Source organism: Pseudoxanthomonas sangjuensis (assembly GCF_010211755.1).
In the GTDB taxonomy this organism is placed as follows: domain Bacteria; phylum Pseudomonadota; class Gammaproteobacteria; order Xanthomonadales; family Xanthomonadaceae; genus Pseudoxanthomonas_A; species Pseudoxanthomonas_A sangjuensis.
In genome coordinates this window covers 10,001-32,969 of sequence record NZ_PDWR01000024.1, presented here as the reverse complement: position 1 = coordinate 32,969, position 22,969 = coordinate 10,001, and the positions used below count along the sequence as shown (strand labels likewise).

At 69.5% G+C, this 22,969-nt stretch carries 21 protein-coding genes (1 of these 21 only partly in view); 9 read left to right on the top strand and 12 right to left on the bottom strand.

What is annotated here, in order from left to right; translation table 11 throughout:
- Positions 1 to 98 precede the first annotated feature (98 nt).
- Positions 99 to 953, bottom strand: a complete 855-nt coding sequence (gene speE, locus CSC71_RS12310) for a polyamine aminopropyltransferase (protein WP_162374672.1) — start codon at positions 951 to 953, stop codon at positions 99 to 101.
- A 136-nt stretch (positions 954 to 1,089) separates the two neighbouring features.
- Between speE and CSC71_RS12305 the strand changes: the two genes are divergently transcribed.
- Both CSC71_RS12305 and speA read left to right on the top strand, forming a co-directional pair.
- Positions 1,090 to 2,940 (top strand): M48 family metallopeptidase, encoded by a 1,851-nt coding sequence (locus CSC71_RS12305; RefSeq protein ID WP_162374671.1) that lies wholly within the window; start codon positions 1,090 to 1,092, stop codon positions 2,938 to 2,940.
- A gap of 52 nt (positions 2,941 to 2,992) precedes the next feature.
- Complete coding sequence (gene speA, locus CSC71_RS12300; protein ID WP_162374670.1) at positions 2,993 to 4,876, top strand: arginine decarboxylase; 1,884 nt, start codon at positions 2,993 to 2,995, stop codon at positions 4,874 to 4,876.
- On the opposite strand, the gene CSC71_RS12295 is transcribed toward speA, so the two are convergent.
- The 7 genes from CSC71_RS12295 to radC all read right to left on the bottom strand — a co-directional run bounded on the left by CSC71_RS12295 (position 4,873) and on the right by radC (position 10,957).
- The gene (locus CSC71_RS12295; RefSeq protein ID WP_162374669.1) at positions 4,873 to 5,337 is read right to left on the bottom strand and encodes a hypothetical protein; all 465 of its coding nucleotides are present in this window, start codon (positions 5,335 to 5,337) and stop codon (positions 4,873 to 4,875) included. The genes speA and CSC71_RS12295 overlap by 4 nt on opposite strands.
- Before the next feature lie 83 nt (positions 5,338 to 5,420).
- Entirely contained in the window at positions 5,421 to 6,170 is a 750-nt protein-coding gene (locus CSC71_RS12290) for an SDR family NAD(P)-dependent oxidoreductase (protein WP_162374668.1), read from the bottom strand.
- Positions 6,171 to 6,208: 38 nt separating this feature from the next.
- Positions 6,209 to 7,087, bottom strand: coding sequence for a carboxylesterase family protein (locus tag CSC71_RS12285; protein WP_162374667.1), 879 nt, complete (start codon positions 7,085 to 7,087; stop codon positions 6,209 to 6,211).
- Positions 7,084 to 7,611: a methyltransferase family protein gene (locus CSC71_RS12280; RefSeq protein ID WP_246192205.1), complete on the bottom strand. Its 528-nt coding sequence runs from the start codon at positions 7,609 to 7,611 to the stop codon at positions 7,084 to 7,086. The genes CSC71_RS12285 and CSC71_RS12280 overlap by 4 nt, the downstream gene beginning before the upstream one ends.
- Before the next feature lie 76 nt (positions 7,612 to 7,687).
- Entirely contained in the window at positions 7,688 to 8,491 is an 804-nt protein-coding gene (locus tag CSC71_RS12275; RefSeq protein ID WP_162374665.1) for an SPOR domain-containing protein, read from the bottom strand.
- Between the two features lie 39 nt (positions 8,492 to 8,530).
- The gene (gene argS / locus CSC71_RS12270) at positions 8,531 to 10,219 is read right to left on the bottom strand and encodes an arginine--tRNA ligase (RefSeq protein ID WP_162374664.1); all 1,689 of its coding nucleotides are present in this window, start codon (positions 10,217 to 10,219) and stop codon (positions 8,531 to 8,533) included.
- A 63-nt stretch (positions 10,220 to 10,282) separates the two neighbouring features.
- On the bottom strand, positions 10,283 to 10,957 hold the full coding sequence (gene radC / locus CSC71_RS12265; RefSeq protein ID WP_162374695.1) for a RadC family protein: 675 nt from the start codon (positions 10,955 to 10,957) through the stop codon (positions 10,283 to 10,285).
- A gap of 97 nt (positions 10,958 to 11,054) precedes the next feature.
- Between radC and coaBC the strand changes: the two genes are divergently transcribed.
- The 3 genes from coaBC to CSC71_RS12250 are packed head-to-tail and all read left to right on the top strand — an operon-like array spanning position 11,055 to position 15,072.
- The gene (gene coaBC, locus CSC71_RS12260) at positions 11,055 to 12,287 is read left to right on the top strand and encodes a bifunctional phosphopantothenoylcysteine decarboxylase/phosphopantothenate--cysteine ligase CoaBC (protein WP_162374663.1); all 1,233 of its coding nucleotides are present in this window, start codon (positions 11,055 to 11,057) and stop codon (positions 12,285 to 12,287) included.
- Positions 12,284 to 12,745 carry a dUTP diphosphatase gene (dut, locus tag CSC71_RS12255; protein ID WP_162374662.1) on the top strand — a complete coding sequence of 154 codons (462 nt, stop codon included), beginning with the start codon at positions 12,284 to 12,286 and terminating at the stop codon, positions 12,743 to 12,745. Before coaBC ends, dut begins: the two co-directional genes overlap by 4 nt.
- 14 nt (positions 12,746 to 12,759) lie before the next feature.
- Entirely contained in the window at positions 12,760 to 15,072 is a 2,313-nt protein-coding gene (locus tag CSC71_RS12250) for a phosphomannomutase/phosphoglucomutase (protein WP_162374661.1), read from the top strand.
- 103 nt (positions 15,073 to 15,175) lie between these two features.
- Here CSC71_RS12250 and CSC71_RS12245 read toward each other — a convergent pair whose 3' ends face one another.
- Together CSC71_RS12245 and pyrE are read right to left on the bottom strand one after the other, a co-directional pair.
- Positions 15,176 to 15,868, bottom strand: coding sequence for a hypothetical protein (locus tag CSC71_RS12245; RefSeq protein WP_162374694.1), 693 nt, complete (start codon positions 15,866 to 15,868; stop codon positions 15,176 to 15,178).
- A 40-nt stretch (positions 15,869 to 15,908) separates the two neighbouring features.
- Positions 15,909 to 16,586, bottom strand: coding sequence for an orotate phosphoribosyltransferase (gene pyrE / locus CSC71_RS12240; RefSeq protein WP_162374660.1), 678 nt, complete (start codon positions 16,584 to 16,586; stop codon positions 15,909 to 15,911).
- Positions 16,587 to 16,697: 111 nt separating this feature from the next.
- Between pyrE and CSC71_RS12235 the strand changes: the two genes are divergently transcribed.
- From CSC71_RS12235 to CSC71_RS12225, 3 genes are all read left to right on the top strand, one after another.
- Entirely contained in the window at positions 16,698 to 17,501 is an 804-nt protein-coding gene (locus CSC71_RS12235; RefSeq protein ID WP_162374659.1) for an exodeoxyribonuclease III, read from the top strand.
- The gene (locus CSC71_RS12230; RefSeq protein WP_162374658.1) at positions 17,498 to 18,817 is read left to right on the top strand and encodes an AmpG family muropeptide MFS transporter; all 1,320 of its coding nucleotides are present in this window, start codon (positions 17,498 to 17,500) and stop codon (positions 18,815 to 18,817) included. Before CSC71_RS12235 ends, CSC71_RS12230 begins: the two co-directional genes overlap by 4 nt.
- An 82-nt stretch (positions 18,818 to 18,899) precedes the next feature.
- Positions 18,900 to 19,130, top strand: a complete 231-nt coding sequence (locus tag CSC71_RS12225) for a hypothetical protein (RefSeq protein ID WP_162374657.1) — start codon at positions 18,900 to 18,902, stop codon at positions 19,128 to 19,130.
- Here the strand turns inward: CSC71_RS12225 and CSC71_RS12220 are convergent.
- Positions 19,123 to 20,262, bottom strand: coding sequence for an anhydro-N-acetylmuramic acid kinase (locus tag CSC71_RS12220; RefSeq protein ID WP_162374656.1), 1,140 nt, complete (start codon positions 20,260 to 20,262; stop codon positions 19,123 to 19,125). The genes CSC71_RS12225 and CSC71_RS12220 overlap by 8 nt on opposite strands.
- 94 nt (positions 20,263 to 20,356) lie before the next feature.
- Positions 20,357 to 21,811, bottom strand: a complete 1,455-nt coding sequence (locus CSC71_RS12215) for a peptidoglycan DD-metalloendopeptidase family protein (protein ID WP_162374655.1) — start codon at positions 21,809 to 21,811, stop codon at positions 20,357 to 20,359.
- 174 nt (positions 21,812 to 21,985) lie between these two features.
- Here CSC71_RS12215 and tyrS point away from each other — a divergent pair, with 174 nt between their 5' ends.
- Positions 21,986 to 22,969, top strand: partial view of a tyrosine--tRNA ligase gene (gene tyrS, locus CSC71_RS12210; protein WP_162374654.1) — the 5' portion only. It continues 228 nt past the right edge of the window; 984 of the gene's 1,212 nt are visible here — the first part of the coding sequence; it begins with the start codon at positions 21,986 to 21,988; its stop codon lies beyond the right edge, outside the window.

The following is a 22,969-nucleotide window of genomic DNA, read 5'->3' as shown; positions in this document are numbered from 1 at the left end:
GGGGCGCGCGTGGCGCCCCAAATGAGAGATGAACGGTGTTAACCGTTTGTCGGAATCGGGTCGGAACCGGGTTGGCTCCGCGCCGCAAGACGCCGGAATCAGGCCTCGCCGAGCGCCCTGGCGACGAAAGGCGGGGCGACCAGCACGCCGGTATGCAGGTGCGCGCTGTAGTAGCCGGTGTCGAAGCCCTTGCCGGCGGCGTCGGCTTCGCGGAAGTCGAAGCCCTGGCCCTTGCGCGCCAGGGTCACGCTCCACCAGCCGGTCGGATAGCACGGCTGCGGGAAAGGCAGGGTCTTGAACGTGCTGAAACCGGCCTTGCGCATCTCGCCGCGCATCTCGTTGATCAGCTCCAGCAGCGCCAGCGGCGATTCCGACTGCTGCACCAGGATGCCGTCGTCCTTCAGCGCGCGGAAGCAGCTTTCGTAGAAGGCCTTGTTGAACAGGCCCTCGGCCGGGCCGACCGGGTCGGTGGAATCGACGATGACCACGTCGACGCTGCCGGCCGGGCAGTTCTTCATGTACGCGACGCCGTCGTCGAACAGCAGCTCGGCGCGCGGGTCGCCGTTCGACTCGCACAGTTCGGGGAAGTATTTCTCCGACATGCGCGTGACCTGCTCGTCGATGTCGCACTGGGTGGCGCTGCGCACGCCCTTGTGCTTCAGCACCTCGCGCAGCGTGCCGCAATCGCCGCCGCCGATGATCACCACGCGCTGCGGGTCCGGGTGGGTGAACAGCGCCGGGTGCGCGATCATCTCGTGGTAGAAGAAGTTGTCGCGCGTGGTCAGCATCACCGCGCCGTCGATCAGCATCAGCTTGCCCCAGTCGGTCGTCTGGTAGATCTCGATCTTCTGGAACGGCGATTGCACCTCGTCCAGCTTGGCGCTGACGCGGTAGCCGATGGCCGAGCCGGTCGGCTCGAAGTGCTCGATGTACCAGTTGTCCTTGGCGGTCATGGCGATTCCTTGGTGGGGGTGCCGCGGCGGCGCGGCGCCGGGCGAAAACGGGACGGAGGGCGCGAATTGTAGCGGAGCGCTTCCGCGGCGTGCGCCGGTGCGGCTAGGATTCGCGGACGGTCGTAGGGGGATGACGATGGAATCGACGGAAGCGCGGCGCAGCCTGATCGAACGGCTGGAACGCGAAGCGGAGCGTGCGCCGGGCCGGTACCGGCTCAAGGTCGCGTTGCTGGCCGCGCTCGGCTTCCTGGTGCTGGGCGGCGCGGTGCTGCTGGCCTTCGGCCTGTCGATCGGGCTGGTGCTGCTGTTGCTGGCGGTCAGCCCGATATTGCTGTTGAAGCTGGCGAAGCTGATCTGGATCCCGATCGCGTTCGGCTGGATGCTGCTGCGCAGCCTGTGGGTCAAGTTCGCGCCGCCGGAGGGCTACCGCCTCGCACCGGGCGAGGCGCCGCGGCTGCGCGCGGAAGTGGAGCGGCTGCGCGTGGCGACCGGCGCGCCGAAGCTGGACGGCATCATTATCGACGCCGACCTGAACGCGGCGGCGGCCAGCGTGCCGCGCGCGCTGGGCCTGTTCGGCCATCGCCACTACCTGCTGCTCGGCCTGCCGCTGATGCAGATGCTCGACTGCGACCAGTTCGCCTCGGTGATCGCGCACGAGTTCGGCCATTTCGGCGGCGGCCATGGCCGCTTCGGCGGCTGGATCTACCACGTGCGCAGCAGCTGGTACCGGCTGCTCGGCGCGTTGCAGGCGCGGCGTTCGTGGGCCAACAGGCTGTTCGTGGGGTTCTTCGACTGGTATGCGCCGTACTTCAACGCCTACAGCTTCGTGCTGGCGCGCGCGCAGGAGTACGAAGCCGACGCCGCCGCCGCGCGCGTGGTCGGCAACCGCGCCGCCGGGCAGGCGCTGGTCCGGGTCAACATCGGTTCGGCGCGGCTCGACCAGGACTTCTGGCCGGGCGTGCAGCGCGCGACCCGTTCGCAGCCGGCGCCGCCGGCGCTGCTATACCGGGACATGGGCGAACACCTGCGGCAGCCCGGCGAGGAAGACGCGGCGCGGCTGCAGCGGGCGTTGTCGCGGACCCCGGACTTCGACGATACCCACCCCACGCTGTCGCAACGGCTCGCCGCGCTCGGCGTCGACGCAGGGGACGCGAGCCCGTTGCGGCCCAGCTTCGCCGAGGAGTTCCTCGGCGAGCTGCTACCGGAACTGGAGCAGCGTTTCAGCGAGCAATGGCGCGACAACGTGCAGGCGGCCTGGGAGCAGAACTACCAGCAGAACGCGCGCGACGAGGAGCGCCTGGCGCAACTCGAGGGCATGGCCGAACGCAGCGCGGAAGAAACCATCGAGCATGCGCGCCTGAGCGAGGCGTTGCGCCCCGGAACCGACGCGTTGGCGTTGTACCGCGGGGCGCTGGAACGCGCGCCGGAGGATGCTTTCGTCCATTTCCGCCTCGGTGCGCTGCTGATCGACAAGCTCGATGCGACCGGCGTCGCGCACATGGAGCGGGCGATGGCGCTCGATCCGGACTGCACGGCGACCGCGCTCGACCACCTGGGCTGGTTCTATCGCCAGACCGGCGACGGTGCGGGGCAGGACCGGGTATCCGCGCGCTGGCGCCGGCTGAATGCGCAACAGCTGCAGTCGCAGCAGGCGCGCAACGAAGTGACCGCGCATGACGCGTTCGCCGCGCACGGGCTGGATGCCGCCGCCGTCGAGGCGGTGCGCGCGGCGCTGGCCCGCATCGGCGGCATCGGCAGCGCATGGCTGGTGCGCAAGCGCATCCCGGGCGACGCAAGCGGCCCGCCGCACTTCGTGATGCTGGTGTACTGGCGCGGCATGGTCGCCAGCCAGCAGAAGAAGCTGCAGGCCATCGTCGATGCGCTGGAGCTGCCCGGCAGCTTCATGGTGTTCGTCGGCGAGAACCGTTGGCGCCGCCTCGAGCGCCGCCTGCGCAAGGCCGCCGGCGCGCCGGTTTACCGCAGGTAGGCACGGCGGCCGGTAGAATGCGCGCCTGTTCGCGCCTGCCCCGGAACCGCCGATGACCTGGACCGTCGACCAAGCCCGCAAGACCTACTCGATCCCGCACTGGGCCGACGGGTACTTCGACGTGGACGCGGCCGGGCGCATCGTGGTCTCGCCGAAGGCCGGCGGGCCGAAGATCGCGTTGCCCGAAGTCGTCGACGCCGCGCGCGCCAACGGCGCGCGGTTGCCGCTGCTGGTGCGCTTCCCCGACATCCTCGGCGAGCGCCTGGGCAAGCTGCAGGCGGCGTTCGCGCAGGCGCAGGCCGACTGGGACTACGCCGGCGGCTACACCGCGGTGTATCCGATCAAGGTCAACCAGCACCGCGGCGTTGCCGGCACGCTGGCTGCGCACGCCGGCGATGGCTTCGGCCTGGAGGCCGGCAGCAAGCCGGAACTGATGGCGGTGCTTGCCTTGAGCAGGCCGTCCGGGCTGATCGTCTGCAACGGCTACAAGGACCGCGAATACATCCGCCTGGCGCTGATCGGGCGCAAGCTGGGCCTGCAGACCTTCATCGTCATCGAGAAGCCGTCCGAGCTCGACCTGGTCATCGAGGAGTCGAAGGCGCTCGGCGTGAAGCCGGGCCTCGGCGTGCGCATGCGCCTGGCCTCGCTCGGCGCCGGCAAGTGGCAGAACAGCGGCGGCGACAAGGCCAAGTTCGGGCTGTCGCCGCGGCAGGTGCTCGACCTGTGGGAGAAGCTGCGGGCGAACGGCCTGCAGGACGCGCTGAACCTGCTGCACTTCCACATGGGCAGCCAGATCAGCAACGTGCGCGACATCGCCAACGGCATGCGCGAGGCGACGCGCTATTTCGTCGAGCTGTCGAAGCTGGGCGCGAAGATCAGCCACGTCGACGTCGGCGGCGGCCTCGGCATCGACTACGAGGGCACGCGTGCGCGCAGCTATTGCAGCATCAACTACGGCCTGAACCAGTACGCCGGCAACATCGTGCAGCCGCTGGCCGGGGCCTGCGAGCAGCACGGCCTGCCGCAGCCGCGCGTGGTCACCGAATGCGGCCGCGCCATGACCGCGCACCACGCGGTGCTGGTCGCCAATGTCTCCGAAGTCGAACAGGCGCCGGAAGGCCGCGTGCCGCCGGCGAGCGACGACGAGCCGGCCGTCATCCGCCACCTGCGCGAGATCGCCGGCGAAATCGATTCGCGCCCGGCGGTCGAGCTGTTCCAGGAAGCGCAGCATTTCCACGCCGAGGGCCTCAGCGCCTACGCGCTGGGCCAGATCAACCTGCGCCAGCGCGCGCGCCTCGACGACCTGTTCTACCTGATCGCGCACGCGGTGCGCGCGCGCCTGACCGGCGACGAGAAGAGCCACCGCCCGGTACTGGACGAACTCAACGACCGCCTGGTCGACAAGTACTTCGTCAACTTCAGCGTGTTCGAATCGATCCCCGACGTGTGGGCGATCGACCAGGTGTTCCCGATCGTGCCGATCGAGCGCCTCGACGAGCCGCCGACGCGGCGCGGCATCCTCGCCGACGTGACCTGCGATTCCGACGGCCAGGTCGACACCTACGTCGAGAACGAGGGCCTCGATTCCTCGCTGCCGCTGCATCCGTTGAAGCCGGGCGAAAGCTACCGGCTCGGTTTCTTCCTGGTCGGCGCCTACCAGGAGATCCTCGGCGACATCCACAACCTGTTCGGCGACACCGACGCGGTCGAGGTCCACGTCGAAGGCGACGGCTACGCGTTCTCCCAGCAGCGTCGCGGCGACACCACCGACGTGATGCTGGATTACGTCGGTTACAAGCTGGACGACTTGCGTGCGGCGTACGCCCAGCGCGTGGCCGAGGCGAAGTTGGCAGACGGCGAAGCGAAGGCGATCGCCGATTCGCTCGAGGCCGGACTGACCGGTTACACCTATCTATCAGACGAACCGCTGGCTTAAAGGAATTTCCCAATCAGATCGGCGTGAGCGTTGAACTTGGATTGCAGCAAAGTTTTGAGTTCTTTCAGTCCGGGTTGATCGAGTAGACGATCAAATTTTTGCGTGTTCAGGCCAAGTTGACGGCAATATTTATCGAGCACTGTGTTCGGTGTGACTTTATGCTTGTCCGCTACCAGCTTGGTTGCCGATACGCGGTCATATGCACGTTTTTTCACGAGCAAAGCGACTTCGATGATTTGCCGCAGAGCTTCGGGCGTTCCACCGGGGAAAGTTGGCATTCCTTCCCATTCAGTCGTTGACGCTAACGGTTGGACGGATGCCGACCTCGGTGGAGCTACAGAAGGCTTGCTGGAAAGTTGAAGCAGACGGCGGAGCGCCGTATTGAATGTATCAACAAGTGGTTCCGCGTGAGCTTTGACGAAGGCGAATACCTCTTCGTCAACTTCGACTTGATACGACATGCTTGTACTCCTGCGATGCATGGCAGAAGCACAATAGCGACTCACTAAAAATACGTCAAGTACTTTTAGTAAATCAAGGAGGGTCAGCCGCGATGTACCTGGAACCCCGCGAAGCTCTGCGTTACCGGCATGATTTCCAGCCGGTTGATGTTGAGGTGCGGCGGCAGGGTGGCGACGTAGAAGATCTGCTCGGCGATGTCTTCGGCGCTCATCGGACTGGCGCCGGCGTACAGCTTGTCCGACGCGGCCCGGTCGCCGTGGGTGCGGACCAGGGTGAATTCGGTTTCGGCCATGCCCGGCTCGATGTCGGTCACGCGCACGCCGGTGCCGTGCAGGTCGCTGCGCAGGCCCAGCGAAAACTGCTTCACGAAGGCCTTGGTGCCGCCGTAGGTGTTGCCGCCCGGATACGGATAGCTGCCGGCGACCGAGCCGATGTTGATGATGCCGCCCTTGCGTTCGACCAGCAGCGGCAGCAGGCGGCGGGTGATCGTGACCAGCGCGGTGATGTTGGTGTCGATCATCGTGCGCCAGTCGTCGAGCGACGCCTGCTGCGCCGGCAGCGTGCCCAGCGCGAGGCCGGCGTTGTTGACCAGCAGGTCGATGCCGCGGAACGCTTCCGGCAGCGCGTCGATCGCGGCGTTCATCGCGGCTGCGTCGCGCATGTCGAACACGGCGGCGTGCACCTTGTCCGCGCCGAGTTCGTCGACCAGTTGCTGCAGGCGATCTGCGCGACGGCCGGTGGCGACGACTTTCCAGCCGCGTTTCGCGAACAGGCGCGTGGCGGCGAGGCCGAAGCCGGACGTGGCGCCGGTGATGAAGGCGGTCTTGCTCATCGTGGGTTCCATTGTGCGAAAAGAGTGGGGAAGGGATCTCAGTGCGCGTCGCGGCGCTGCGCGAACAGCCAGTCGCGCCACCAGAAGCCGGGCAACTGGTCGCCCGGCGGCGCATGCGCCAGGCCGACGTATTCGCGCAGGTGGATGCGCTTGCCGCCTGCGGCGACGATCCGGGCGACCATCCGGCGGTCCGAATCCATCGGGTTCTCCATGTCGGCATCGCCATGCAATACCAGTATCGGCAGGCCGGCCAGCGCGGCAGCGCTGGCGCTGTCGGGAGCGATGCCGGCAACCGGCATCGCCGCGGCGAACAGCTCCGGCCGCTGCGCCGCGGCCAGCCATGTCGTCGAGCCGCCCATCGAGAAGCCGGTGACGTAGATGCGCTGGCGATCCACCGCAGGCGTGTCGGCGACGATCCGGTCGACCAGTTGCAGCGCGGCGGAAACGGCGGGCGCAGCCACCGAGCGCTGCGGCGCGGCCGGGTCATCGTAATTGGCGCTGCGAACGGGAAATTGCGGGACCAGCACATAGGCCGGGTAACGCGCACGGATGGAAGGCAGGGCCCAGGCCTTCGCCATCGTTTCCAGTTGCCGCTGGTTGTCCTCGCCGATGCCGCCGGAGCCGTGCAGCTGCAGGACCAGCGGATACTTCCGTCCCGGTTCCGGGCTGGCCGGCGGCAGCAGGCGATAGCGCATCCGCGTGCCGTCGTTCGCGACGAATTCGCCGGGCTGGAACAGGTCGACCACGACCGATGCCACCTGCGATCGGTCGATCGGCGGGGTGCCGGCAACGCGCTCGACGACGCGATCGCCGGCGCAGGCGGACAACAACGACAGCGCCAACAGCGTCAACAGCGCCATCGGCCGGGGCGCGGGCGCGGCGGCGCCGAACGGCGCGCGGGTGCGAAGCCGGTTCACCATACGAACGGCAACAGGCGCTTGGTGCGCGCGGCGTAGGCGGGATATTCGTCGGGGAACGCGCTGGTCAGCGCCTGCTCCTCGACGTGGATGCGGTAGGCGAACGAGACGATCACCGGCAGGACCGCCGCCAGCAGCGAGATGCCGTTGCCCAATGCCAGACCGAAACCGAGGAAGGTCAGCAGCGAACCGGTGTAGGAAGGATGGCGCAGCCAGCGATACGGGCCGTCCTGCACCAGCTTGTGGTCGGCGTGCACGGCGACGTCGACGGTGAAGAACTTGGCCAGCACCCGGATCGCCCACCAGCGGAAGGCGATGCCGGCGGCCATCAGCGCCAGGCCGATCCAGAACAGCGGCGCCCGCAGCGACGGCGGGAACGGCCAGTAGGCGCGATGCGTGGACCAGACGGCGAGGAACACGCCGGCGTAGAGCAGCACGGAAATCAGGCGCAGGCTGCCGCGGTCCCGGCGCTGCGCGCCGACCCGGGCGGCGCGGCGGCGGAACTGCAGCCAGAATTCGCTCACGACCCAGAGGGCGACGAGCGTGTAGAACAGGGGCGGCGCCGATGGGCTTGCGGCGAACATCGCGCGGCCCGCCGGCCTACTGCGCCCGGATCGCCATCGCCGGCAGGCCGCCGCTGGCGAGTTTCTGCTTGGCTTCGGCCAGTTCGCCGGCGGTGCCGTACGGGCCCATGCGCACGCGGTACACGGTCTTGCCGTTGATCTGCGCCGATTCGACGCGCGCGCTCAGGCCGAGCAGGGCGATCTTCGCCTTCGTCGCCTCGGCGTCGCTGGAAGCGCCGAACGCGCCGGCCTGCAGGATGTAGCGCGCATCGGCCGATGCCGGCGCCTGGGCGGCGCTGGCCACGGCGCGGGTTTCTGCGGGCCTGGCCACCGGCTGTTCGGTCGAGGAGACGCTGGCCGTCGCCGGGGCGGTGTCCGGCGAGGTTTCGTCGATCGGCTTCGGCGCGGCCGATGCGGTTTGCGCTTCGCGCGCCTGTTGCAACGCCGCCAGCTGGCGCTGGCGTTCCCGCTCGGCGCGCTCGCGCTCCGCGCGCGCGCTGGCGGCCAGCTCGGCGTCGGACATCCGCACTTCCTTGCCGGGTAACAGGGTGTAGAACTCGTATTCGGTCTCCTTCGCCGGCGCCGTGTCGCCGGCGCCGGACCTGGCCGGCGCGGCGTCTTCCGCCGTCGCGTCGGTATCGGCCTCGGCCACCGGCGCGGGGCGGGCGTCGGGGTTCGGCTTCGGCCGGAAGAAGCCGTCGCCGTCCTTCTTCAGCAGGCCGGGCACGGTGAACAGCAGGGCCGCGCCCAGCACCACGCCGACCACCAGCCAGACCCAGCCGGGCGTGCCGTTGCCGCCGCCGGTGCGCCGCGCCTGGTTCCTGTTTCGCTTTGCCGCCATCTATCGCTTCTCCATCGGGTCTTGCCGCTTCGTCCTTGCCTACATTTTTTCCGGTGCGCCCACGCCGAGCAGGTCCAGCCCGTTCGCCAGCGCCTGCCGCACCGCCAGCGCCAGCGCCAGCCGCGCGTCGCGCAGCGCCGCGTCTTCGACCAGCACCGGCGTCGCCGCGTACCACGTGTGGAAAGCATAGGCCAGTTCGCGCAGGTATTGCGCGACCAGGTGCGGCTCCAGCGCGGCGCCGGCGGCTTCGACGACCTCGGGGTAGCGCGACAGTTCGACCATCAGCAGCAGCGAGGCCTCGTCGTCGAGCTTGTCGAGGTTCGCCACGCCGTTGGCCTGGTCCCATGCGTAGCCCTTCTCCGCCGCCTGCCGCAGCAGGCTGCAGACGCGTGCGTGCGCGTACTGCACGTAGAACACCGGGTTGTCGTTGCTCTGCTGGCGCGCCAGGTCGATATCGAATACCAGCTGCGAATCCGGCTTGCGTGCGATCAGGAACCAGCGCGTCGCGTCGCGGCCGGCCTCGTCGATCAGGTCGCGCAGGGTCAGGTAGCTGCCGGCGCGCTTGGACAGCTTCACTTCCTCGCCGCCGCGCATCACCGTGACCATCTGGTGCAGCACGTATTCCGGGTAGTCCTTCGGAATGCCCATGTCCAGCGCCTGCAGGCCGGCCTTGACCCGCGCCAGCGAGCCGTGGTGGTCGGCGCCGAGCTCGGTGATCGCGCGTTCGTAGCCGCGCTGCCACTTGCTCAGGTGGTAGGCCACGTCCGGCAGGAAGTAGGTGTAGGTGCCGTCCGACTTGCGCATGACCCGGTCCTTGTCGTCGCCGAAGTCGGTGGTCTTCAGCCACAGCGCGCCGCCTTCCTCGTAGGTGTGGCCCGCCGCGCCGAGGCGCTCGACGGTTTCCTCGACCATGCCGTCGGCGTACAGCGAGCTTTCGAGGTAATAGACGTCGAAGCCGACGCCGAACGCGGCCAGGTCGAGGTTCTGCTCGCGGCGCAGGTAGGCCACGGCGAACTTGCGGATCGCGTCGAAGTCCTCGATGTCCTTCGCGCCGACGACGACGTGACCCTCGATCTCGACCGAATCGCCGCGCCGGTAGGCGTCGGCCACGTCCTGGATGTAGTCGCCGTTGTAGGCGTCGGCCGGCCATTCCGCGTCGCCGGGCTTGAAGCCGCGCAGGCGCGCCTGGGTGCTGCGGGCGAGGTTCTCGATCTGCACGCCGGCGTCGTTGTAGTAGAACTCGCGCTTCGCGTTCCAGCCGTTCGCCGCGAGCACGCGCGCGATGCAGTCGCCGATGGCGCCGGCGCGGCCGTGGCCGACGTGCAGCGGGCCGGTCGGGTTGGCCGAGACGTATTCGACGCCGACGGTGCGGCCCTTGCCCGAATCGTTGCGGCCATAGGCCTTGCCCTGCGCCAGCGCGGCGGCGACCTCGTGCTGGTACGCGGCCGGGCTGAGGTGGAAATTGATGAAGCCGGGGCCGGCGATCTCGACCCGGGCGATGTCGGCGGAGGCCGGCAGCGCGTCGACCAGCTGTTGCGCCAATGCGCGCGGGTTGGACTTCGCCGCCCTGGCCATCAGCATCGCCGCGTTGGTCGAGAAATCGCCGTGGCTGCGGTCCTTCGGCCGCTCGACGACGAAATCGGGCGTGGCAAAGTCGGCCGGCAGGGTGCCGGCGCTGCGCAGGGCGTCGATGCCCTGGGCGATCAGGGCGCGGAGTTCGGATTTCACGGAGTTTCGGCTGGGAAATGCTGGTTGCGCATTTTAGCCGAGAGCGGCGGGCCTTTCCGGGCCTTACACCCACCCCCGCGCCGCCAGCGACACCGGACTGCCGTCGCCGACCACGAAATGGTCGAGCAGGCGCACGTCGACCAGTGCCAGCGCCTGCTTCAGGCGGGCGGTGATGGCGCGGTCGGCGGCCGACGGGTCCGGGCAGCCGGACGGATGGTTGTGGCCGACGATCACCGCGGCGGCGTTGTGCGCCAGCGCGCGGCGCACCACCTCGCGCGGGTGCACTTCGGCGCCGTCGATGCTGCCGCGGAACAGTTCCTCGAACGCCAGCGCGCGATGGCGGGTGTCGAGGAACAGCGCGGCGAACACCTCGTGGCCGAAATGGCGCAGGCGCTGGGAGAAGTAGCGCCCGGCGGTGGCCGGGTCGGTCAGCGCGTCGCCGCGCTCCAGCCCGGCGGCGAGGTGGCGGTTGCCCAGCTCCAGTGCCGCGGCCAGCTTGCAGGCGCGGGCCGGGCCCAGGCCGGGCAAATCGGCCAGTTCCGCCGGCGAGCGCTCCAGCAGGCTGCGCAGCGGGCCGTGCCCGGCCAGCAGTTCGCGCGCGGTCTGCACCGCATCGCGGCCGCGCAGGCCGGAGCCGAGGAAGATCGCCAGCAGCTCGGCGTCGGACAGCGCGCCGGCGCCGCGGCCGAGCAGCTTCTCGCGGGGTCGTTCGTCGGCGGGCCAGTCGCGGATGTGCATGCGGCCAGTCTGCATCTGCCGATTCCCGGCGGGCATAAGGCCATGACGGGGCATCGGGTAAGCTAAATGCCCGACTGGGACTAGGAAGTTTCCGAACGTGGTACCCGCTTCGAAAGAGCCCGCCCTGAAGGGACAACGCATCCTGCTGTGCGTCGGCGGCGGCATCGCCGCGTACAAGGCGCTGGAACTGGTGCGGCGCCTGCGCGACGCCGGCGCCTCGGTGCAGGTGGCGATGACCGACGGCGCGCAGCAGTTCGTCACCGCGCTGAGCTTCCAGGCCCTGTCCGGGCTGCCGGTGCGCACCAGCCTGTGGGACGCGGCCGCCGAGCAGGCGATGGGCCACCTCGAACTCGCCCGCTGGGCCGACCGCGTCGTCGTCGCCCCGGCCACCGCCGACCTGATCGCGCGCCTCGCCCACGGCCATGCCGACGACCTCGTCGCCACGCTGTGCCTGGCGACGACCGCGCCGATCTCGATCTGTCCGGCGATGAACCACCGCATGTGGTTGCACCCGGCGACCCAGGCCAACGTCGAGGCCCTGCGTGGCCGCGGCGTGCAGGTGATCGGGCCGGAAGACGGCCCGCTGGCCGAAGGCGAATCCGGTCCCGGCCGGCTCAGCGAACCGGCGGACATCGTCGCCGCGCTCGCCGGCGCCGCGCCGGCGGGCGCGCCGCCGCGCCCCCGCCTGCATGGACTGAAGGTCGTGGTCAGCGCCGGCCCGACCTACGAGGACCTCGACCCGGTGCGCTACCTCGGCAACCGCAGCAGCGGCAAGATGGGTTTCGCGATCGCCGCCAGCGCGGCGCGGCGCGGCGCCGACGTGGTGCTGGTCGCCGGCCCGGTGCACCTGCCGACCCCGGCCGGGGTGAAGCGCGTCGACGTGCGTTCGGCGCAGCAGATGCACGACGCGGTGTTCGCCGCGCTGCCGGCCGACATCTACATCGGCGCGGCCGCGGTGGCCGACTACACCCCGCGCGAACCGGCCGCGAACAAGATCAAGAAGTCCAGCGAATCGCTGGCGCTGGACCTGGTGCGCACCCCGGACATCCTCGCCGAGGTCGCCGCGTCGACCCAGGGCCGGTTGAGGCTGGTGGTCGGCTTCGCCGCCGAAACCGAGAAGGTCGCCGAATACGCGCGCAAGAAGCTCGAGGCCAAGCGTCTGGACATGATCGTCGCCAACCGCGTCGGCGTCGCCGGCGGCGGCTTCGAGAGCGACAGCAACGCAATGACCGCGTACTGGGCCGACGGCGAACGCGAATTCCCGTCCGCGCCGAAGACGCAACTGGCCGACGAACTGGTCGAACTGATCGCCGAGAGGCTGAAATCTTGAGTACCCGCCCGATCGAAGTGAAGCTGCTCGACCCGCGTTTCGGCGACGAATGGCCGTTGCCGGGCTACGCCACCGAAGCCAGTGCCGGCCTCGACCTGCGCGCCGCGCTGGAAGCGCCGCTGGCCCTCGCGCCGGGCGACGCCGCGCTGGTGCCCAGCGGCATCGCCATCCACCTGGCCGACCCGAACCTGTGCGCGGTGGTGCTGCCGCGCTCCGGGCTGGGCCACCGCCACGGCATCGTGCTCGGCAACGGCACCGGCCTGATCGATGCCGACTACCAGGGCCCGCTGCTGATCAGCGTGTGGAACCGCGGCTCGGAGGCCTTCACCATCCAGCCCGGCGACCGCATCGCGCAGTTGGTCGTGCTGCCGGTCACACGCATCAGCCTGCAAGTGGTGGATACTTTCGCCGACAGCGCGCGCGGCGAAGGCGGCTTCGGCCACACGGGCGTGCGATGACGGGGGAAGCGAAGATGGCATTCGGCAACGGCCGTGGCATGAACAGGCAGGCGCTGCTCGCGCTGGCGGCGCTGTGCGCGCTGCTGGCGGCGTGGTGGGGATGGACCGGCGTCCGGCAATGGCGCGACGACAAGATCGCCACCGGGCTGCAGCAGGCCCGCGACGGCCTCGTCGAGGCGAGCGCGCGCACGCTGGGACAACAGGCCGCCCGGCTGGAACAGCTGCTGAAATCGGCGCCGGCGCAGGCGGCATTGGCAGGCGGCGACGCGGCCGCGATCGCCGATGCGGTCCACGCCGGCTGGAAAGAAGCCCACGATGTGCAGGCGCTGCCCGCCGATCTGGCGGCCGCGTACGCCGATCCGGCGGCGTTCGGTTACGCCAAGCTGGCGTTGCTGGAGGCCGCGCAGCGCGAGCAGAAGGCGGTGGCGCGCGTGGTCCGAGAAGGCAAGCAGCCGCAGCTGGGCGTCGCCGCGGCGGCAGCGGGACACGTGGTCTACGCCGGCCTGCCGCTGGCCCTGCTGACCGACCCGGTCGCGGCCGCCGCGGTGTCGGACAAGGCCTATCTGGCGCTGCGCCAGGGCAACTACACCGTCGTCGAACACGGCGACAATGGCCTGTCCGCCAACGCCGACGTGCTGTCGCGCCCGGTCGGCGACACCGGCCTGCGCGTGGCCGCGGCGTTGCCGGAAGCCACGACCGGCCCGTTCGGGCTCGGCGCGATCGCCACGCTGGTCCTGGCCGCGGTGCTGGCCGCGATCGCGGTGCTGGCCGCGCTGGTCGGCGCCGGCAAGCTGTCGCTGCCGCGGCTGGGCGGCTCGTCCGACGACGACGGTCCCGGCCTGAGCCTCGACGAGGCGCTGCAGAGCCAGTCCGCGCCCGAGCAGCCGGTGGTGCGCGTGCGCGACGAACGCGCCGAACGGCGCCAGGGCGCCGAAGCGGCGCAGGTCGAGGTCGATGCCGGCATCTTCCGCGCCTACGACATCCGCGGCGTGGTCGGCGAAACGCTCAGCCCGGCCGTGGCCGAACTGATCGGCATGGCGATCGGCTCGGTGATGGAAGAGCAGGGACTGAACGACATCGTGGTGGGCCGCGACGGGCGCCTGTCCGGGCCCAGCCTGTCGGAGGCGCTGATCGAAGGCCTGCGCAAGTCCGGCCGCGACGTCATCGACATCGGCCTGGCGCCGACCCCGGTGGCGTATTTCGCCGCCTACCACCTGCGCGCGGGCAGCTGCGTGGCGGTCACCGGCAGCCACAACCCGCCCGACTACAACGGCTTCAAGATCGTCGTCGGCGGGCAGACCCTGTCCGGCGCGGCGATCACCGACCTGTATTCGCGGATCAGCGAAAACCGCCTGCACCTGGCCCAGGCCAAGGGCAGCCTGCAGCAGCGCGACGTGGCCGACGACTACATCCGCCGCATCGCCGACGACGTGCAGATGGACCGCCCGCTGAAGGTGGTGGTCGACGCCGGCAACGGCGTCGCCGGCGACATCGCCCCGCGCCTGCTCGAGGCGATCGGCGCGAACGTGATCCCGCTGTACTGCGAGGTCGACGGCACCTTCCCCAACCACCATCCGGATCCGAGCGAGCCGCACAACCTCGACGACCTGGTGCAGACGGTCAAGCGCTTCGACGCCGACATCGGCCTGGCCTTCGACGGCGACGGCGACCGCCTTGGCGTGGTCACCCGGGAAGGCGAGATGGTCTTCCCCGACCGCGTGCTGATGCTGTTCGCCGCCGACGTGCTGGAGCGCAACCCCGGTGCGCTGGTCATCTACGACGTGAAGTGCACCGGCAAGCTGCAGAGCTGGATCCTGCGCTACGGCGGCACGCCGCTGATGTGGCAGACCGGGCACTCGCTGATCAAGGCGAAGATGCGCGAAACCGGCGCCGAACTGGCCGGCGAGATGAGCGGCCACTTCTTCTTCCAGGAGCGCTGGTACGGCTTCGACGACGGCCTGTATTCGGCCGCGCGCCTGCTGGAAATCCTCGCCGTGCGCGCGGAGACGCCGAGCGAAGTCATCGCGACCCTGCCCAGCAGCGTGTCCACGCCCGAGATCAAGGTGCCGGTGGACGCCGGCAGCCCGCACGCGGTGGTGCGCGAGTTCGTCGAACAGGCGCAGTTCGACGGTTCGCCGCGGCTGTCGACCATCGACGGCCTGCGCGTGGACTGGGACGACGGCTGGGGCCTGGTGCGCGCGTCGAACACCACGCCGATCCTGGTGCTGCGCTTCGAAGCCGACGACAAGGCGGCGCTGGAACGGATCAAGTCCGACTTCCGCGCGCAGCTGCAGAAAGTCGCACCGGGCCTGCCGCTGACGTTCTGACGCGCGCTCGCATTGCGGCGGATGCAACGAAAAACCCCGGCCTTTGCCGGGGTTTATCGTTGCGAGGGGACGGGCGAGCCGGGCAGGTTGCGGCGATGCGCGGCTATTGCTGGCCGGGCGGGTTCGCCTCCGGCGCCGGCGCGGCTGCCGCCGGTGCGGCGATGCCCTTCAATTCCCGGTAGCGCTGCAGGATATGTTCGATCTCGCCGTCCAGTTCGACGCGCTGGCGCTGGTATTCCGTCTGCAGGCGCAGCTGCTGCTGCAGTTCGGCGTGGCGCGTGCGGATGTCGGCGTCGATTTTCGGCGGTACCGGCTTGCCGGACAGTTCGCGCTCGGCGGCGGTCTGCAGCAGGGTCACCAGCCCGTCGCGCAGGCTGGCGATGTTGAAGCGAGCGGTCTCGATGTTGTTCTCGACGATGCCGGTGCGGTCGGTGAACACGCGGCGCAACTCGTCCTCGCTGGCGTACGAGGTCAGCAGGGCCTGCTCGGTGCGGCGGCGGGTTTCCGCGGCCGCTGCGTCGGCGCGCTTGCGCTCGGCATCGACGGCCGCGGCGGCGAGTTCCTCGCTGGTCAGCGCGCGCTGCACTTCCGCGGTGCGCGTGCCGGTCCTGGCGTTGAACTCCTCGCGGGCGCGGTTGACCGCGTCGGCGGGCAGGGCGTCGCCGCACACGCGGGTGCCCTTCTCGTCCCAGCAGTACAGCTTCTTCGCCGGCGGCGCCTGCTTCTGCGCGTGCGCCGGGAAGCCGGCGGCGAGCGCCAGTAGCGCGAAACCGGCGGCATGGCGGTATGGATTCATCGGCATCGAACAGCCCCCTGCTGTCGTCGTCCGTCGTGGTTCAGTCGGTCGTGGCGGCCGTGCCGTAGCGCGCGCGGTAGGCGAGCAACTGGTCGCGGTGGCCGACAAGGTCGGCGTTTTCGCCGGCGAAATCAAGCAGGTCGTGCAGATTGGCGACGGCGATCACGGGCACGCCGGTTTCCTCCGCCACCGCCTGTGCCGCCGAGCGCCGGCCGTCGTCGTCCTCGTTCAGCACCTCCTGCCGGTCCAGCGCGACGACGATCCCGGCCGGGATGCCGCCGCCGTCGCGGATCAGCGCCAGCGCCTCGCGGATCGCGGTGCCGGCGGTGATCACGTCGTCGACGATCAGTACGCGGCGGCCGTCCAGCGGCGCGCCGATCAGGGTGCCGCCCTCGCCGTGGTCCTTGGCCTCCTTGCGGTTGAACGCCACCGGCAGGTCGCGGTCGCGGCGGGCGTATTCGCAGGCCAGCGCCGTGGCCAGCGGGATGCCCTTGTAGGCCGGGCCGAACAGCAGGTCGAAGTCCCCGATGGAGCCGGCGACCGCGGCCGCGTCCACCGCGTCGGCGTAACAGGCGGCCAGCCCGGCCAGCAGTGCGCCGCTGTCGAAGCGCCCGGCGTTGAAGAAATAGGGGCTGAGGCGGCCGGACTTCAGGGTGAACTCGCCGAAGCGCAGGGCCTTGGCGTGCAGGGCCAGTTGCAGGAAGCGTTGCTTGTGCATGGGGCGGTGGGGAGGGTGGGGTGTCGTGATGGAAGCATATCGTCTCGTCCCGACGCCGTCCTGCGGGCCTATCGGTTACGCTCTTCCATTCCCGATTCCGAGCCCGGCTTCATGAAGATCATCAGCTTCAACGCCAATGGCATCCGCTCGGCCGGCAACAAGGGCTTCTTCGACTGGTTGCAGGCGCAGAAGGCCGACGTGGTCTGCCTGCAGGAGACCAAGGCGCAGGAGGACCAGCTGGCCGACCCGGCGTTCCGCCCGAACGGCCACCACTGCTTCTACCGCGACGCGATCACCAAGAAGGGCTACAGCGGCGTGGCGATCTATTCGAAGCGCGAGCCGGACGAGGTGCGCACGTCGCTGGGGTGGGCGCCGTTCGACGACGAGGGCCGCTACATCGAGGCGCGCTACGGCAAGCTCAGCGTGGTGTCGTTCTACATCCCGTCCGGCAGTTCCGGCGAGGAGCGCCAGGCGTTCAAGTTCAAGGTCATGGACTGGCTGAAGCCGATCCTCGACGAATGGCTGGCCAGCGGCCGCGACTACGTGCTGTGCGGCGACTGGAACATCGTGCGCAGCAGGCTCGACATCAAGAACTGGACCAGCAACCAGAAGAATTCCGGCTGCCTGCCGCCCGAGCGCGCGTGGCTCAACGGCATGCTCGGCGACGACGGCGGCAGCGACGGCACGCCCGGCCGCGCGGGCGGCTGGGTCGACGCCTACCGCGCGCTGCACCCGCAGGGCCAGGACTACACCTGGTGGAGCAACCGCGGCGCCGCGCGCGCCAACAACGTCGGGTGGCGCATCGACTACCAGTTCGTCACCCCGGCGCTGGGCAGGCAGCTGAAAAGCTGTTCGATCCACCCGACCCCCCGTTTCTCCGACCACGCCCCGTTCGTGGTGGAGTACGGCGGATGAATCCGGACGCGAACGCCGGGGGCGCGGCGGCGAAACCTTCGTACAAGGGCTGGCGCGGCATCCGCGCCGCCTTCGCCACGCCGTCGGCGCTGACCATGGCCATCCTCGGCTTCGGCGGCGGCCTGCCGTTCCTGCTGATCGCGTCGCAGACCCTGTCGACGCGGTTGCGCGACGTCGGCCTGGAGCTGGGGCAGATCGGCCTGATCAGCCTGGCCAGCTTCTTCTACCTGCTCAAGTTCCTGTGGGCGCCGCTGCTGGACCGCTACGCCTTCCCGCTGACCGCCTTCCTCGGGCGCCGCCGCTCGTGGTTGCTGGCGGCGCAGGTCGTGGTGCTGGTCGGCTTGTTCGCGCTGGCCTATACGCGGCCGGAACAGGGGGTCGGCCCGCTGGTGCTGTGGGTGCTGGTCGCCTCGTTCGCCGGCGCGACCCAGGACTCGGTGATCGACGCCTACCGCATCGAGATCGCGCCCGAATCGGCGCAGGCGGCGCTGGCCGCGACCTATGTGTTCGGCTATCGCATCGGCCTGATCATGGGCGGCGCCGGCGCGCTGTACCTGGCCGAATACCGCGGCTGGCTGCCGGCCTACGTGGCGATGGCGGCGCTGATGCTGCTGCCGATCGCGACGACGCTGCTGAGCCGGGAGCCGGAAAAGCCGGAGTCGACCGTGCAGCGGCGGATCGATTTCCTCGGTGCGTTCTGGCAGCCCGTCGCCAGTTTCTTCACCGGCAACGGCGTGGTCACCGCGGTCGTGCTGCTGCTGTTCGTCGGACTGTACAAGTTCCCCGACCAGGTGATCGGGGTGATGGCCGGGCCGTTCTACCTGGATTCGGGCTTCACCAAGGCCGACATCGCCACGGTGTCGAAGCTGTTCGGCATCTGGATGGGCATCGCCGGCGCGTTCCTCGGCGGCGTGCTGGTGGCGGCGTTCGGCTTCCGCTGGATGCTGCTGTTCGCCGCGCTGGGCGTGGCGCTGTCCAACCTCGCGTTCCTGCTGATGGCGCACCACCCCGGGGAAATCTGGTCGTTCTACACGGCGCTGCTGGCCGACAACCTGTGCCAGGGCGTCGCCGGCGTGGTGTTCGTGGCGTTCGCGTCCTCGCTGACCGACCGCAACTTCACCGCGACCCAGTTCGCGCTGCTGGTGTCGCTGGCCAACCTGCCGGGCAAGTTCGTCGGCGGCGCGTCCGGCTACATCGTCGAGGCCAGTTCGTACAGTGCATTCTTCGTCATGAGCACGCTGACCGTGGTCCCGACCCTGCTGCTGCTGGCCTGGTTGTGGCCGCGCATCCGCGAGCGGTCGACTTCGCCGAACTGAGAAGCCGGTCGCGGTTGTCGCCGGCCCGGCCGATATGATGTAACCGCCCCGCCTATCCCCTGCGGCGGGGTGGGGGAAAGCCATGGCCGACCTGATCCTGAAAAACATCGACCCGGTGTTGAACGAGCGCATCCTGCGCCTGTCGGTCGCGCGTCGCTGGGACGCGCGCGAGACCGTGATCCGTCTGCTCGAGCAAGGCCTGCTCGTGATCGAGAACGAAGTGCACGGCAACTTCGACAACGACGAGGCCAGCGCGCTGTCGGAAGCGATCGCCGCACTGAAACAGGTGAGCGCGGTCGGCAGCTTCAGCTGATCGTCGCGCCAGCCGCGGCCGGATACACCGCACCGAGCACGCGCAGGCCCTTCGCGCCGCTGACCGACGGCAGATTGCCGGGCCGTCCGGCCAGGGTTTCGCGCGCCAGCCAGGCGAAGCCCATCGCTTCGACGTAATCCGGGTCCAGCCCGTGCGCGGCGGTCGATTCGACCACCACGCCCGGCAGCCATGCGGCCAGCCTGGACATCAACGCGCGGTTGTGCACGCCGCCGCCGCAGACCATCACCCGCTTCGTCTCCGGCTGCGTCGCGCGCAACGCGTCGGCGACGGTCGCGGCGCTCAGTTCCAGCAGCGTGGCCTGCACGTCGACGGGCGCAAGGTTGCCCTGCAGTCGCGACTCCAGCCAGCGCAGGTGGAACTGCTCGCGCCCGGTGCTCTTCGGCGGCGGCAATGCGAACCAGGGTTCGTCGAGCAGGCGCGCGAGCAGTTGCTCGTCGACCTTGCCGCTCGCAGCGAAGGCGCCGCCGGCATCGAAGGCGCGGCCGGTGTGGCGCTCGCACCAGGCATCCAGCAGCGCGTTGGCCGGGCCGGTGTCGAAGCCGCGCACGTCGCCTGCGCACGGCAGCAAGGTCAGGTTGCCGATGCCGCCGAGGTTCAGCACCGCGCGGTCCTCGCCGGGCGAATGCAGCATCGCCGCGTGGAAGGCCGGCATCAACGGCGCGCCGTGTCCGCCGGCGGCGACGTCGCGGCGACGGAAATCGGCCACGGTGTCGATGCCGCTGCGCTCGGCGATCACGTTGCCGTCGCCGATCTGCCAGGTGAAGGGGAAACGCGCTTCCGGGCGATGGCGGATGGTCTGCCCGTGCGAGCCGATCGCGCGCACCCCGGCGGCCTCGATCCCGGCCTCGCCGACCAGCCTCAGCGCCGCGTCGGCGAAGCTTCGCGCGACCTGCACGTCGAGTTCGCCCAGTTCGTCCAGCGACGCCGCGTCGCCGCCCTGGCCCAGCTCGATCAGGCGCGCGCGCAGCGCCGCGTCCCACGCATAGGTGCGGCCATGGACCAGTTGCAGCTGCGGTTCGGACGCGCCGTCGGAAAACCGGACCAGCGCGGCATCGATGCCGTCGGCGCTGGTGCCGGAGATCAGGCCCAGGTAAAGGTCGGGGTGCGGCATGGGCGGCTGGGGGTTCGCGGTTGGTGGTTGGCGGACATCATCGGCGATCGGACGCCGTCCACCAACCGCGGGCCGCCAACCGCAAGCCGGTCGCTCAGCCCTTCTTGCCCCTGGCCGGCGATTCCGCCATCGCCACGGTGCCGCGCTGGGACGGCGCCGCGTCGGCGTAGATGATGTTTTCCACGGTGCGGATCCGCGCCAGTGCGTTGGCGGTGTAGCTGCGGAACGCGGCCAGTTGCGCGCCGGTCAGCGGCTCGGCCGGCGGCATCGTGATCGACAGCGGGTTGCGGTGCACGCCGTTGACGCGGAATTCGTAGTGCAGGTGCGGGCCGGTGGCCAGCCCGGTCATGCCGACGTAGCCGATCACCGTGCCCTGGGCGATGCGCTGGCCTGCGTGGATCTTGCCGAAGCGCGACATGTGCCCGTACAGCGTGGTGTAGCCGCGGCCGTGGTCCAGGATGACCACGTTGCCGTAGCCGTTTTGGCGGCCGACGAACTTCACCCGCGCGTCGCCGGCGGCCATGATCGGCGTGCCGCTGCGCGCGGCGTAGTCCACGCCCTTGTGCATGCGGATGCGGCCCAGCACCGGGTGCTTGCGCGCGCCGAAGCCCGAGCTCAGCCGCGCGTACGGGATCGGCATGCGGATGAAGCTCTTCTTCAGCGGGCGGCCTTCGGCGGTGAAGTACTCGGCCTTGCCGTTGCGCTCGAAGCGGAAGCCGCTGTGCAGCTTGCCGCCGGTGGTGAAGGTGGCGGCCAGCACCGGGCCGGACTTGATCAGTTCGCCCTCGCGCCAGGTCTGCTCGACCACCACGCTGAAGCGGTCGCTGGCGGCGACGTCCTCGTTGAAGTCGATGTCGTACTTGAAGATCTCGTCGGTCAGCGTGTTGATGTTGCCGCCGGACAGGCCCAGCTTACGCGCCGAGTGGAACAGCGAGCGCCCGACCTTGCCGCTGATCACCACGGTGCGGGTGCTGGCTTCGCGCTCGATCACCCGTTCGTGCAGCCGGTCGCCATCGATCGACAGTTCGACGCGGTGCATCGGGTCGCGGTCGTAGCGGAACCCGTGCAGGCTGCCGTCGTGGCCCAGCAGGAAACCCAGCTCGGCCCCCGGGTACAGTCGCGCCAGCGCGGCTTTCGCCCCCTTGTCCTGCAGCACGCGATGCAGCGTCGAGGCCGGAGCGCCCATTTCGCCGAAGATCGCGCCGAGGGTCTGGCCCGGCCGGACCCGCACCACCTGCCAACTATCGCCGGCGACGCCGTGCAGCTTGTCGGCGGACAGGCCGGGCAGTTCCAGCGGCAGCGTGGCCAGCGGCCGGGCCACGGCCGGTGCCTGCGTCGCGGCGGAGAAGCCCGGCACGATGGTCGCGACCATCGTGCCGATGCTGGCGAACAGGCTGGCGTGGATCCACTGGCGGCGGCACCAGCGGCGCGCATCGAGGTGGCGCTTCACTTGCTGGTGCAGGGTCGAATCGCGGAGGATTTCCAGGCGCTGCCGGAAGCGCAGCTTGTTGCGAAGTTCGTGGCTGCCGCCGTCGCCGTGGTTGTGCATTTCTCGTACTTCCGAGCCCGGGACGTGGCGCCCCCCATTGGCGTAACATTAAACACACGAGTTGTCCGCGTCAAATCATTGAATCGAAAAGCTTTTCTGACCCCCGTCACGAATACGTAAAATCCCCGCCTATTCATTTTCGCCGGCGCCGCCGGTGTCACCGGAAATCCCGCCTTGTCCCTCGCAGAAGCAATCGCCCTGATCGGCCGCGGTGCCGACGAAATCCTCAAGCCCGAAGAACTGGAGGCGCGCCTCAGGCTTGGCCGCCCGCTGCGCGTGAAGGCCGGCTTCGACCCGACCGCGCCCGACCTGCACATCGGCCACACCGTCCTGCTCAACAAGATGCGCCAGTTCCAGGATCTGGGGCACACGGTGATCTTCCTGATCGGCGACTTCACCGGGATGATCGGCGACCCCACCGGCAAGAACGTCACCCGCAAGCCGCTGACGCGCGAGGACGTCGAGGCGAACGCGAAGACCTACGCCGACCAGGTGTTCAAGGTGCTCGACCGCGACAGGACCGAGCTGCGGTTCAACAGCGAATGGTTCGGGCGGATGGGCGCCGCCGACATGATCAAGCTCGCCGCGCAGCACACCGTCGCGCGCATGCTCGAACGCGACGATTTCGCCAAGCGCTATGCCGCGCAGCAGTCGATCGCGATCCACGAATTCCTGTATCCGCTGGTGCAGGGCTACGACTCGGTCGCGCTGGAGGCCGACGTCGAGCTCGGCGGCACCGACCAGAAGTTCAACCTGCTGATGGGCCGCGGCCTGCAGGAGCACTTCGGCCAGCCGCCGCAGATCGTGCTGACCATGCCGCTCCTCGAAGGCCTGGACGGCGTCAACAAGATGAGCAAGTCGCTGGGCAACTACATCGGCATCGCCGAGCCCGCGATCGACATCGTCAACAAGACGATGAAGATCGGCGACGAACTGATGTGGAAGTGGATCGAGTTGCTCAGCTTCGAAATCGGCGCGGACGAGGCGAAAAAACTGCGGGCCGACGTCGCCTCCGGCGCATTGAACCCGCGCGACGTGAAGCTGCGCCTGGCGCGCGAACTCGCCGCGCGCTTCCACGATGCGGGCGCCGCGGAAACCGCGATCGCCGGCTGGCACGCGGCCGTCACCGGGCAGGGCGATACGACGCTGCTGCCGCTG